10 protein-coding genes are annotated in these 12728 nt (G+C 68.3%); 5 read left to right on the top strand and 5 right to left on the bottom strand.

All coding sequences use genetic code 11. From position 1 onward, the window contains the following. Positions 1 to 144 precede the first annotated feature (144 nt). The 3 genes from ACFW16_RS20375 to ACFW16_RS20365 all read right to left on the bottom strand — a co-directional run bounded on the left by ACFW16_RS20375 (position 145) and on the right by ACFW16_RS20365 (position 3446). Positions 145 to 1413 (bottom strand): hypothetical protein, encoded by a 1269-nt coding sequence (locus tag ACFW16_RS20375; protein ID WP_380308337.1) that lies wholly within the window; start codon positions 1411 to 1413, stop codon positions 145 to 147. A 694-nt stretch (positions 1414 to 2107) separates the two neighbouring features. Next, the gene (locus tag ACFW16_RS20370; protein ID WP_380308335.1) at positions 2108 to 2536 is read right to left on the bottom strand and encodes a hypothetical protein; all 429 of its coding nucleotides are present in this window, start codon (positions 2534 to 2536) and stop codon (positions 2108 to 2110) included. 298 nt (positions 2537 to 2834) lie between these two features. After that, on the bottom strand, positions 2835 to 3446 hold the full coding sequence (locus tag ACFW16_RS20365; RefSeq protein ID WP_380308333.1) for a type VI secretion system-associated protein TagO: 612 nt from the start codon (positions 3444 to 3446) through the stop codon (positions 2835 to 2837). A 223-nt stretch (positions 3447 to 3669) separates the two neighbouring features. Here ACFW16_RS20365 and ACFW16_RS20360 point away from each other — a divergent pair, with 223 nt between their 5' ends. After that, the gene (locus ACFW16_RS20360; protein ID WP_380308331.1) at positions 3670 to 4911 is read left to right on the top strand and encodes a YeeE/YedE family protein; all 1242 of its coding nucleotides are present in this window, start codon (positions 3670 to 3672) and stop codon (positions 4909 to 4911) included. Between the two features lie 16 nt (positions 4912 to 4927). Here ACFW16_RS20360 and ACFW16_RS20355 read toward each other — a convergent pair whose 3' ends face one another. Beyond that, entirely contained in the window at positions 4928 to 5971 is a 1044-nt protein-coding gene (locus tag ACFW16_RS20355; protein WP_380308329.1) for a calcium-binding protein, read from the bottom strand. A 300-nt stretch (positions 5972 to 6271) separates the two neighbouring features. Between ACFW16_RS20355 and ACFW16_RS20350 the strand changes: the two genes are divergently transcribed. Next, on the top strand, positions 6272 to 8326 hold the full coding sequence (locus ACFW16_RS20350; protein ID WP_380308327.1) for a M3 family metallopeptidase: 2055 nt from the start codon (positions 6272 to 6274) through the stop codon (positions 8324 to 8326). A gap of 19 nt (positions 8327 to 8345) precedes the next feature. Here the strand turns inward: ACFW16_RS20350 and ACFW16_RS20345 are convergent, their stop codons facing one another. After that, the gene (locus ACFW16_RS20345; protein ID WP_380308325.1) at positions 8346 to 9227 is read right to left on the bottom strand and encodes an SDR family oxidoreductase; all 882 of its coding nucleotides are present in this window, start codon (positions 9225 to 9227) and stop codon (positions 8346 to 8348) included. Between the two features lie 358 nt (positions 9228 to 9585). Here ACFW16_RS20345 and ACFW16_RS20340 point away from each other — a divergent pair, with 358 nt between their 5' ends. From ACFW16_RS20340 to cbiE, 3 genes are read left to right on the top strand one after another with little or no spacing between them, the layout of a single operon-like run. Then, positions 9586 to 10698 carry a sirohydrochlorin chelatase gene (locus ACFW16_RS20340; RefSeq protein ID WP_380308323.1) on the top strand — a complete coding sequence of 371 codons (1113 nt, stop codon included), beginning with the start codon at positions 9586 to 9588 and terminating at the stop codon, positions 10696 to 10698. A gap of 8 nt (positions 10699 to 10706) precedes the next feature. Then, the gene (locus ACFW16_RS20335) at positions 10707 to 11330 is read left to right on the top strand and encodes a precorrin-8X methylmutase (RefSeq protein ID WP_380308322.1); all 624 of its coding nucleotides are present in this window, start codon (positions 10707 to 10709) and stop codon (positions 11328 to 11330) included. Next, positions 11330 to 12550, top strand: a complete 1221-nt coding sequence (gene cbiE, locus ACFW16_RS20330) for a precorrin-6y C5,15-methyltransferase (decarboxylating) subunit CbiE (RefSeq protein WP_380308320.1) — start codon at positions 11330 to 11332, stop codon at positions 12548 to 12550. Before ACFW16_RS20335 ends, cbiE begins: the two co-directional genes overlap by 1 nt. Positions 12551 to 12728 lie beyond the last annotated feature (178 nt).

The raw sequence follows: 12728 nt of genomic DNA, 5'->3' as shown, positions 1-12728 counted from the left end.
GGTATATGCATCTTTGTTTACCATGTGTTTAGCTGGGGGTTGGTCTCCGGGGGTTGTTACAACTGTAACCCCACGGCGCTTCGGGGGCGCCCGCCCATCGCGTATCTTTGATCTATCCGAAGTTGCCTGCGTCTCTCATCATTCCTATACCGTCGATCGCAGGAACTTCCAGCTTCCCGTGCCCTGACCGGCTCTGTCCGAGGATGGGTGAGTGTATACGGCGTATTTTGTATTGCCTCCAGGCCCGAACGCTCTGGTGGTCTGTCCCTGGAAGACATTGCAGGTGTCCAGGAAGCCGCCCTGGGAGTTGTTGTATTCATTGCGGAGGTTGATCGGATCTCCGAACTTTACCGGGGATCCGGCGGCGCCGGAAAGCACGACCCAATCCAGAGTCTTGTGGCCAGTCTTGTCGGCGCTGCGGCTCGTCTTGTCCGCCGTAGAGACGTTGTAGAGCTCGGGTGCGGCGGCATGCCCGTTCGTATCGAGATAGCCGCCGTTGTTCCCATACGCGTTGAGCAGCCTTATGGCCTCGCCGCTGAGGACCTCGGTGCCATTTGCCTTTCCGGTCACGGATTCGATGACCCAGGTGCCGCTGCCGCTATCCCGTGTCGGCGAGCCGGAGGTTATGACCCCGTGCTTGGCGCCGGCCTCCCGGGAATAGTCATAGGTATCGAGATAGCCACCATTCCAATCGGCATAGCCGTTGAGGAGGTGGACTCTGTCGCCATACTTCAGCGTATTGGCTTCGTCTTTCTTGTCGTCGACGCTGCCGCCCACCGGCACCTGGCTGGCGCAGATGGCGTCCTGCAGCACCTTGCGGAAATCGGCCAGGCCCTGGGTGTGGATGTAGTATTCGCCGCCGGTCCTGAGGGCGAGGCGCTTGTACTCCTCGGTCAGCGCCTCCTCCTGCTCCGGGGTCGGCTGGGCCGGCAGCGTGGTCTGATAGGCATGGACCTTGACCTTGCCGGCGATGGCCGCCTCGATGGCTTGGTTATTGGCCTTGATAGCTTTCGGGCCAACGGTCAGGCCGCCGCCGTCCAGGCTTTCGTCGCCGAGCACGAACAGGGCGCGCTCGGTCCCGGCCCGCCAGTCGAAATGCCGGCTGAGATCGACCACCGTCTGGGCGATCTGCTCCTGGGCGCTGGAATCCTTCGCCCCGCCATGCGCCCGCGCCGCCAGCTGGCCGGCGTCGACGCCGATGCCGGTCAGGTACTGCCGGGCGGTCTTGGTGAAGTCGGTGCTGGCGAAGGTGCCCTCGATGCCGAGGAACTGCACCCGCAGATCGGACGGGCAGGCCTTCTTGGCGTCCTCGATCGCCGTGACCATGCCTTTGCTCAGCGCTTCGGCCTCGTCCTTCATCGAGGCGCTGGTGTCGATCAGCACCACCAGATCGACTTTCTTCAGGTCGGGCATTTCTCTCTCCTCATCCTATGGTCGGATTCTGATTTTCGAGGCGGACTCCTCTCGAAGCCCGCTCTGCCCTGCGCCCTTCGACCAAGCGGCCGGGGACGTTCGCCGGGAAGGCTGCGGCCTGCGTGCAGGCCCTTCGGCATCTCTGCGACGACCGGCCCCTCGCGCTCGGCCCGGCGCCTCGATCAGGGACGCCAGCCGCTGTACGCTGCCGACAGCCTCACCTGCAGATGATGGGGATCGGCCGGCGGGAGCCCGCACTCCCGGAAGGGCTGGCCATCGGGCCCGACTGAGGTCGTGATCGATTGTGACTCGGCGCTGTCGGGCAGAAGACGGCGACTGGAGCCTCCGGTCTGATCAGACGCGTGACCAGCGACAATCCGGCGGACGAATTCGCGACAATTTTTCTCGTCTCTCAAGAAAATTCTTGGATCGCCTTCCTGTGTTACTGGGAATTTTTGAAATTCATCACACACACGCATCCAAGTCAAGGAATATATACTCACAGAAATGAATAATTTGTTAACCGAGGGAGAGGGTATTCTACATTAAAATTTTATTTGATATTTATTTATAAGGTATCAGTACTTACGGCATCGACCGGGCGCTCGGCGTGAAACATGCATGAGCCGAAGGGGCGAAGCGGTCGATCGCCCCGCCCCGAAAGGTCCCGCCCCGTCGCGATCCGCTTACCTTGTCATTCCGCCGGCATCGGCGGCATGGCGGCGTCACGAGCGGCCGTGCTCTCGCCGGACCTCGATCGCCGCGCCGGAATGAGCCGGCCGAGCGCCGTCAGACCGATCTGCAGGATGCGCTCGAGACGGGTCGCCAGCCTCGGCCAGAAGCGGCGGTCGAAATGCGAGGCGAAGTCGCGGTTGATCCGCACGATGCGCCAGTAGGTTTCCTCCCAGTCGTGATATGCCTCGGTCAGCTCGCGGCTCTGCTGGTACGAGATGCGCAGCAGGGCGCAGTCGCAGTTCGCCTCGATCCGGGCGCTGCCGCCCAGCGGGTCGAACACCACCCGGTGGCCGCTGGGCTTGTGGCGCAGCAACCCGCGGCGGATGTCGAACTCGGCCGGGGAGGTGCGCAGCGCGACGATCATCGGGCTTACATCGAGATAGGCCATGTCGGTCCTCCTGAAGGACCTCGCGGCGTTGGAGATGCTCAATCCGGGACGCATCTCCCAGCGACGACGGCTCACCCGCGTCGCGAGGTCACGATCTCGGCCGGATCGTTCGAAGACGGACCTCGATCCCGGCTTGTGGTGGGCCCGGCCGCAATAATCCCACCCCGCCCGCCCCCCGACACGGGCCGAAGCGATGGTGTAGTGGATGGAAAGATCATGGATCCGGAGTCGTCCGAGTCAATCGGTGGCGATGCCGTCGATCTTGGCGACGACGTCGTCGACGGGGCTTCGGCATCCGCTACCAGCGGCAGGCCTCCCGGAGCGGCTTGATCGCCTCTTCGAGACCGGCGATCGGCAGCTCGGCAGTGACCGAGTTCTCGTTGAACGGCGTGGCATGGATCAGAAGCATGGTTCCGCCGAACAGTTCCCTGATGAAGGCGATGGCCGGAATACCGTTCCAGAGGCCCAGTGCCTCGTTGCTGTTCGACTCCTCGAACGATCTGGTCTTGGCAGCAGCCTTGTCGATCCGGTACGTGACCTCGCCGCCGCCATTCAGATCGGCCATGAATTGACCGCCGAAATGGATCCAAAGACTGGTCTTGCGCTCGCGGCAGGCGATCCAGAGCACAAGGTCCGACGGCTGCCCCAGGCGATCCGTGATCGGCTCGGACGAGGTCAGGCGGAGGAATACATTCTTCGAATCATCGATCTTGGAGACCTGCTCCTGCACGACCCACTTGCTTTCGGGCGCTTGTGGCACGGGCGAAACGCTGGCCTTGAACTGCAGGTCGTAGCAGGCCAGCCGCTCGGCATCGGCGGCGATCTTCGCGCAGTCTTCGGGAGCGGCGGCATGAGCCTGGCCGACTGCGGTCAATACCAGGGCAGCGAGGAAAAGGCTTCTGCAGAACATCACCGTCGTCCAAATCGTCGTCTGAAATCGCGAGACTCAATCTCGCGCGGAAGACGATCCTTCGCAATGGCACCTGCGCACGACCGGTCGACAAAGGCGCGGAGTGCCGCCATAGGATTTATCGATTGTAGTGTGTAATTTTCATAGAATTGACATTTTGTACCAACGGATTATGTGTTCGGGATCGGGCCACCTTCGCGGCGGCCGCTTCCGGATTCATGCGATGTCGACGGTCACTCTTCCCGGCGGGCCGAATTCCGCCGCTCTGCGCCTTGCCCCGGCGATCAACCTCCGCGTCGCCGGCCTGGCCGGGCTGGTGCTGCTCGCCGGCGTGCTGCTGCTCTCCGCCGTGATCGACGCCCGCCAAGCGGCGCTCTACGCCCTGGGCGCGGCGCTCGGCGTGGTGCTGTATCACGCCGCCTTCGGCTTCACCTCGGCCTGGCGGGTGTTCATCGCCGACGGCCGCGGCGCCGGCCTGCGGGCGCAGATGGTGATGCTGGCCGTCGCCGTGCTGCTGTTCTTCCCGGCGCTGTCGGCCGGGACTCTGTTCGGCCAGCCGGTCAGCGGCAACGTCTCGCCGCTCGGCGTCTCGGTGGTGGTCGGCGCCTTCCTCTTCGGCGTCGGCATGCAGCTCGGCGGCGGCTGCGCCTCCGGCACGCTGTACACGGTCGGCGGCGGCTCCACCCGCATGGTGCTGACGCTGGTCTTCTTCATCGCCGGCTCGGCGATCGGCGCGGCGCATCTGCACTGGTGGACGGCGCAGCCCTCGCTGCCCGCCGTGTCGCTGGTGACCAGCCTCGGGCTGTGGCCGGCGCTGCTGCTGAACCTCGCCGTCTTCGCCGCGATCGCGGGCCTGACCGTGCTGCGCGAGCGCCGCGTGCACGGCGCCCTGGTGGCGCCCGAGGCGCCGGCGACGCGCGGACTGCAGCGGTTGCTGCGTGGTCCCTGGCCGCTGGTCTGGGGCGGCGTCGCCCTGGCGGTGCTGAACTTCGTCACCCTGGCCCTGGCCGGGCGGCCCTGGGGCATCACCTCGGCCTTCGCCCTCTGGGGCTCCAAGACGGCGGCGCTGGTCGGCTTCGACCCGGCCAGCTGGCCCTATTGGTCGAAGCCGACCAGCGCCGCGGCCCTGAACGGCAGCGTCCTGTCCGACGTCACTTCGGTGATGGACATCGGCATCGTCGTCGGCGCGCTGCTGGCCGCCGGCCTGGCCGGGCGCTTCGCCCCGGTGTGGCGCATTCCGGGCCGGCAGGTCGCCGCCGCGGTGGTCGGCGGGCTGCTGCTCGGCTACGGCGCCCGGCTGGCCTATGGCTGCAACATCGGTGCCTATTTCTCCGGCATCGCGTCGGGCAGCCTGCATGGCTGGCTATGGCTGGCCGCGGCCTTCTTCGGCAATGTCGCCGGCACCTGGCTTCGGCCGCTCTTCGCCCTGGAGGTCGAACGGACGCCGCGCCTGACCGGCTGCTGACGTCCGCCCCACACCGCTACAGCAGGAAGTCGCTCGCGACCAGGTGGATCGCCCCGGTCAGGACGATGCTGAAATCGGCCTTGGCATCGCCGTTGATGTCGCCGGAGATCGTCGTGGTGCCTCCGGTGATGGCATAGTGCAGCTCACCGGCATGGTGACCGAAAGCCGCCGTGCCGATGAAGCTGAAGGCCTGGTTGCCGCCGGCGCCGGTGGCGGCGTCGATCGGGCGCAGGTCGATCCGGTCGCCCTCGGCATGGCTGAAATCGACGATCCGGTCCGGGGCGCCGACGGTGCTGTGCGAAACGGCGTCGAAGACGAAACGGTCGGTCCCCGTACCGCCGCCCAGGCTGTCCTTGCCGCCGCGGCCGTCGATCACGTCGTTGCCGGCGTTGCCGAGCAGGGTGTTGGCGGTGGCCCCGCCGCTGAGGACATCGTTGGCGGAGCTGCCACGGACATTCTCGATGCCGCTCAGAACGTCGCCATAGGCGTAGCCACTGGTGCCCTTGCCGGCGGTGATGTCGACCGTCACCCCGAACGGGCTCTCGCTGTACGTCGCGGTGTCGATGCCGGCGCCGCCGACTAGGCGGTCCGCTCCGACGCCGCCTCGCAGCACGTCGTCGCCGACGCCGCCCGCGAGCGTGTCGGCACCGGCGAGGCCGCTGAGAGTGTCGTTGCCGGCCAGGCCGGACAGGATATCGCCTTTCTGCGAGCCGGTCTGGCTGTCATTGCCGGCGAACAGGCTGTTGGCGAGGCCGGTGAAGTCGCCGTTGGCGATCTGCGAATAGGTGGTCGCGGCACTGAGGGACGTGCCGGTGATGGTGGCGATGGCAGCGCCGTTCTGGGACAGCACCAGCCCGGTCACCACGCCGGTGATTCCGAACAGCCCGACGCCGAGGCCGCTGCCGGTCAGGTCGATCGACACCCCGTCGAAATCGATATGCCCTGCGGTGGAGGTGAGGGAGGCCACCCGTGGGCTGTCGAAATCGAGCTGCGCCAGGGCGTCGAAGGAGAACCCGGCGCCGTTGATCCCGTTCGGCGCATTCACCGTCAGCGTCGTCATCTGCAAACCCCTGCTGGCCCCGGACCATCCGGGGTTTTCGTTTTGAATACGGGGATATGCTATCGGGGCTGATCAGGAATCGGCAACGGGAATTCAGTAAATCGGCAGTTAAACCTTTGTGACCGTAACTCAAGAATCTCTAATATTTTGCTGCAATGCAAAATTTATAAGTCTTTAAATCTTGAAATATCGACATTGTTTCAACGATCCCGCGTCATCCGGACGGCGACGCGGCTGCTGACACGGGGCTGCGATCCTCGCTAGTCTGGCGCCAAGGATCCAGATCAAAGCGGTGCCACGATGAGCTTCGAGACCTCCGCCAACCCGCTGCTCGCGCCATGGGACACACCGTTCGGCAGCCCGCCCTGGCAGCGGATCGCGGTCGGGCATTTCCGCCCGGCCTTCGACGCCGCGCTCGCTGAGCACATCCGCGAGATCGAGGCGATCGCCGGCGATCCGGCCGAGCCCAGCTTCGACAACACCGTCGCGGCGCTGGAGCGCAGCGGCCGCGCACTGCGCCGGGTCGCCGCCGCCTTCTTCAACCTGACCTCGGCCCACAGCAACGACGAGCTCGAGGTGGTGGAGCGCGATATCGCGCCGCTGTTGGCCCGGCACCACAACGCGATCCAGCAGAATCCGGCGCTGTTCCGCCGGGTCGACGCGCTGTTCGCCCGCCGGGCCGAGCTCGGCCTGACGCCGGAGCAGGACCGGGTATTGGAGCGCTACCATCTCGGCTTCACCCGCAGCGGCGCCGGGCTGGACGAGACTGCGAAGCGCCGCCTGTCCGAGATCGTCGAGCGTCTGGCCACGCTCGGCACCCGCTTCGGCCAGAACGTGCTGGCCGACGAGAAGGCCTACGCCCTGGTGCTGGACGGCGAGGCCGACCTGGCCGGCCTGCCGCAGGAGCTGCGCGACGCGGCGGCGGCCGCCGCGGCCGATCGCGGCCAGCCGGGCAAGCACGCGATCACGCTCGGCCGGTCCAGCGTCGAGCCGTTCCTGCAGTTCTCCGCCCGGCGCGACCTGCGCGAGACGGCGTTCAAGGCCTGGCTCGCCCGCGGCGAGAGCGCCGCGGCCGACAACCGGCCGATCATCGCCGAGACCGTGGCGCTGCGGGCCGAGCAGGCGCGGCTGCTGGGCTATCCCAGCTACGCCGATTTCCGCCTGGCCGACACCATGGCCAAGACGCCGGAGGCGGCGCTGGGGCTGCTGAATTCGGTCTGGCAGCCGGCCCGGGCCCGCGCCCTGCGCGAGCAGGAGAAGCTGCAGGCGCTGGTCGCGGCCGAGGGCGGCAATTTCGAGGTCGCCGCCTGGGACTGGCGCTACTACGCCGAGCAGCAGCGCAAGCAGGAATTCGACCTCGACGAGAGCGAGCTCAAGCCCTACCTGCAGCTGGAGCGCATCATCGAGACGGCCTTCGACACGGCGCACCGCCTGTTCGGCCTGTCGTTCCGGGAACGCCGCGACGTGCCGGTGTGGCATCCCGACGTCCGGGCCTGGGAGGTGACGGGCCGAGACGGCCGCTTCATCGGCCTGTTCTACGGCGACTATTTCGCCCGGCCGTCCAAGCGCAGCGGCGCCTGGATGGAGGCGATCCGCGAGCAGGAGAATTTCGACGGCGAGGTGCGCCCGATCGTCGTCAACGTCATGAACTTCGCCAAGGCGGCGGAGGGCACGCCGAGCCTGCTCAGCTTCGACGACGCCCGCACCCTGTTCCACGAATTCGGCCACGCCCTGCACGGGCTGATGTCCGACCTGACCTATCCGGCCATCGCCGGCACCAACGTGGCGCGCGACTTCGTCGAGTTCCCGTCGCAGCTGTACGAGCACTGGCTGGAGCGGCCGGAGATCCTGCGCCGCCACGCGCTGCACTACCGTACCGGCGAGCCGATGCCGGAGGCGCTGCTGCAGCGGGTGCTGGCGGCGCGGAGCTTCAACCAGGGCTTCGCCACGGTCGAGTTCATCTCCTCCGCCCTGGTCGACCTCGACTTCCACGCCGCGAGCGCGGACGCCTCCGACCCGGCGGCGTTCGAGCGCGCCACGCTGCAGCGCATCGGCATGCCGTCGGCGATCGTGATGCGGCACCGGCCGCCGCATTTCCAGCACGTCTTCGCCGGCAGCGGCTATTCCGCCGGCTACTACAGCTATCTCTGGTCCGAGGTGCTGGACGCGGACGGCTTCGGCGCTTTCGAGGAGGCGGGCGACATCTTCGACCCTGCGGTATCGGGCCGGCTGGCGGAGTTCGTCTATTCCGCCGGCTACCGCCGCGACCCGGCCGAGGCCTACCAGGCCTTCCGCGGCCGCCCGCCGGAGCCGCAGGCCCTGCTGAAGAAGCGCGGTTTGGCCGACGCGGCGTGAGGGCAGGAGAGGAGCAGGCTTACGCCTGCTCCTCGGCCCAGATCGCATCCAGCCCTTCCCGATAGCTCGGATAGGCGAGATGAACCCCGAGCTCGTCGATGATCCGGTCGATCTTCAGCCGCTTGCACTCCGAGTAGAACTCGCGGCCCAGCGGCGACAGGCCGGCCTGCTCGAACGGAATCAACAGCGGCGGGTCGATGCCGAGCAGCCGGGCGGCGTGCTCAATCGGGTCGTTCGGGCTGGTGGGGTGGCCGTCGGCGACGTTGTAGACCGCGCCCGGGTTCGGCCGGCGCATCGAGGCCATCAGCACCGTGCCGATGTCGTCGACATGGATTCGGTTGAACACCTGGCCCGGCTTGTCGATGCGGCGGGCCCGGCCGTGCCGCAGCTGGTCCAGCGCGCTGCGGCCTGGCCCGTAGATCCCGGCCAGGCGGAACACCTGCACCGCCACGCCAGTGTCCTGGAAGGCGGCGAACCAGGCGCGCTCCGACTCCAGCCGCTTCCAGCCGCGCGGCGAACCGGGGGTCGGGTCGGCGCTTTCGTCGATCCAGGCGCCGCCGCGGTCGCCATAGACCGAGGGGGTCGACAGGTAGCCGACCCAGCGCAGCTCCCGCAGCGCCCGCAGCGCCTCCGCCAGCGCCGGCACAGCCGGGTCGCCTGATTCTTCCGGCGAGATCGACTGCACCAGATGCGTGGTCCCGGCCAAAGCGGCGGGAGCCAGCGGTTGGTCCGGGCCGAAGGCATGGGCCTCGAAGCCCTCGTCCCGCAGCCGCTCAAGCCGATCGACGTCGCGCGTGGTGCCGGCCACCTGCCAGCCGAGGTCGCGCAGCCGCCGCGCCAGCCGGGTCATGCTGTAGCCGAGGCCGAAGACAAACAGTCTTCCGGGTCGCAGATCGTCCATCGGATGTCGCGTCGCTGTTGCCTTCCGGGGGAACCCTATAGCAATGTGCCGGCCGGGACGTCGACGGTGCGTCCCGCGACGCCCCCGGGACGCGAGCGGAGCCCGCTCCGGAATGCGCCGATGTGAGTCGATTGCTGGTGGTTTCGAGAACCGGCGCGCAGCGGACGTTTGAGTCCGTGAGCACCGGAAGCGCAGAAACCGCCAGCAGGCGGCCACAGTGGTGCGTTCCCGAGCAGGCTCCAGGCGACGGGGTTCCATCGGACGGATAGATCCAAGCGATATCCGCGCGTGCCGCCCACCGTCCGCTGCCGGGATCCGTCCCGGCCGTGCCGGCATGGCGTGGAGCCAGGAGGGCATGATGGCGGGCAAGCTGGGCGTGATGATCTGCGGCCATGGCAGCCGGGACCAGGGGGCCGTGGACGAGTTCGCCGCCGTGTCCCTGCAGCTGCGCCGCCGCCTGCCGCAATACGAGGTCGATTACGGCTATCTCGAATTCGCCCGCCCGATCATCCGCGACGGGCTGGACCGGCTGCGCGCCAAGGGCGTGACCGAGGTGCTGGCGATCCCCGGCATGCTGTTCGCCGCCGGCCACGCCAAGAACGACATCCCCTCGGTGCTCAACACCTACCAGGCGCAGACTCCGGGCCTGACCATCCGCTATGGCCGCGAGCTGGGCATCGACGTGAAGATGCTGCGCGCCGCCGGCGAGCGGGTGCAGGAGGCGGTGGAGATCGCCGACGCCCGCCGTGAGGACGGGCCGGTGCCGCTGCACGAGACCATGCTGGTCGTGGTCGGCCGCGGCGCCTCGGACCCCGACGCCAATTCCAACGTCGCCAAGGTCATGCGGATGCTGTGGGAGGGGATCGGCTTCGGCTGGGGCGAGACCGCCTATTCCGGCGTCACCTTCCCGCTGGTCGAGCCGGCGCTGGAGCATGCGGCGAAGCTGGGCTACCGCCGCATCGTCGTGTTCCCGTACTTCCTGTTCACCGGCATCCTGGTCGACCGGATCTATGACGCCACCGACGCCGTCGCTGCCCGCCATCCGGGCATCGAATTCGTCAAGGCGCGCTACCTGAACGACCATCCGCTGGTGCTGCAGACCCTCGAGGAGCGGATCGCCGAGATCCTCGACGGCACCGGCAACATGAACTGCCAGATGTGCAAGTACCGGATGCAGGTGCTGGGCTTCGAGGCCGAGGTCGGCCTGCCGCAGGAGAGCCATCACCATCACGTCGAGGGCATCTCCGGCGGGGCGGGGCATGACCACCACGACCACGGCCACGATCACGACCATCCTCATGGCGACGGTCACCATCACCACGATCATGCCCACGGCCATGACCACGATCACGGGCACAGTCACGAGCATGGCCACGACCACCCGCACAGCCACGATCACGGCCACCACCACCATCCCTATCCCCATGCCGACCATCCGCTGGGGCCGAAGAGCCTGAAGAAGGCCGGGTGAGGGGCGCAATGGCGCACGCCTATCTCCGCGACCCGGAGGCGATCTACCGGCAGTCCTTCGCCACCATCCGGGCCGAGGCGCGGCTGGAGCGGTTCCCGCCGGATGTCGCCGGGCTCGCGGTCCGGGTGGCCCATGCCTGCGGCATGGTCGAGGTGGTGGACGACCTGGTCTTCACGCCCGACGTCGCGGCGCGGGGGCGGGCGGCGCTGGCGGCCGGCGCGCCGGTGCTGGTGGATTGCCGCATGGTCGAGGCCGGCATCATCCGCTCGCGCCTGCCGGCGGGAAACGATGTGGTGTCGCTGATCGGCGATCCGTCGCTGCCCGATCTGGCCCGCCGCCTCGGCACCACCCGCTCGGCCGCCATGGTCGAGCTGTGGCGCGACCGGCTGGACGGCGCGGTGGTGGCGATCGGCAACGCCCCGACCGCCCTGTACCGGCTGCTGGAGCTGCTGGAGGAGGGGACGCCGCGCCCCGCTGCCATCCTGGGCTTCCCGGTCGGCTTCGTCGGTGCCGCCGAATCCAAGGCGGCCCTGGCCGAAAGCGGCCTGCCGTTCCTGACCCTGCCTGGAAGGCGCGGCGGCAGCGCCATGGCCTCGGCCGCGGTCAACGCCCTGGCGCGGGAGGGCATCTGATGACCCCCTGGCTCAGCGTCATCGGCATCGGCGAGGACGGTCTGGACGGCCTCTCACCGGCGGCCCGCGCGCTCTACGACGCCGCCGAGATCGTGGTCGGCGGCAAGCGGCACCTGGAGATGGTGCCGGAGGATGGCCGCCGCCGCATCCCCTGGCCGCCGCAGCTGCTGGATCTGGTGCCGGAGATCGAGGCCCTGCGCGGCCGCCGGGTCTGCGTCCTGGCCAGCGGCGACCCGATGTGCTTCGGAATCGGCGTCACCCTGTCCCGCCGCATCCCGATCGCGGAGATGGTGGTGCTGCCGGCGCCCTCGGCCTTCAGCCTGGCCTGCGCCCGGCTCGGCTGGCCGCTGGTCGAGGCGCGCATGGTGACGCTGCACGGCCGGCCGCTGGAGCTGGTGGTGCCGCATCTGCAGCCCGGCGCGAAGATCCTGGTGCTCAGCGCCGACCGCACCACCCCAGCCCGGCTGGCGGAGCTGCTGCGCCGCACCGGCTGGGGCCGCAGCGGCTTCACGGTGCTGGAACGGATGGGCGGGGAGGGCGAGCGCATCGTCCGCGCTACTGCGGAAAGCTGGGACGGCCGCGAGGTCGACGACCTCAACACCATTGCCATCGACTGCATGGCGGGACCGGAGACGCGCGTGCTGCCGGCCGTGCCGGGCCTGCCGGACGACGCCTTCGCCCATGACGGCCAACTGACCAAGCGCGAGGTCCGGGCCATGACCCTGGCGGCGCTGGCGCCGTCGCCCGGCCAGGTGCTGTGGGATGTCGGCGCCGGTTGCGGCTCGATCGCCATCGAATGGATGCGCAGCGACCCGCGCTGCCGGGCCGTGGCGGTCGAGCGCGACGATGGCCGCCTGGCTCTGATCGCCCAGAACGCGGCGGCGCTGGGCACGCCCTTCCTCAAACTGGTGCGCGGCGACGCGCCGGCCGCGCTGGCGGGCGACCTGCCGCGGCCGGACGCGGTGTTCATCGGCGGCGGCATCACCGTCGAAGGACTGGTCGAATCCTGCTGGGCGGCTTTGCCGCCGGGCGGCCGGCTGGTCGCCAATGTGGTGACGGCGGAGGGCGAGGCGGCGGTGATCGGCCACCAGTCCCGGCTCGGCGGCGCCCTCTCTCGCATCGCCGTGTCGCGGGCCGAGCCCATCGGCGGCTATCACGGCTGGCGCCCGCTGATGCCGGTGACGCAATGGGCCGCGGTTAAGCCGTGGGGGGCGAGTTGATGGTTCGTCCCGGCTGTCTCGAAAGCGGAAGCTTCCTTTGCCTCTCCCGCGTGGCGGGAGAGGTCGGACGTCCGCCAGGACGTCCGGGTGAGCGACTGTCTGGCCTGTCAAGCAGCCAGTGCGAGTTGTTGGCGGACATCGCGGGCCTTGGCGTTGAGTCGGACGAGGAGTTTGCGTG

Source organism: Inquilinus sp. NPDC058860, assembly GCF_042743185.1.
Taxonomy (GTDB): domain Bacteria; phylum Pseudomonadota; class Alphaproteobacteria; order DSM-16000; family Inquilinaceae; genus Inquilinus.
This window is presented reverse-complemented; position numbering and strand designations above follow the sequence as displayed.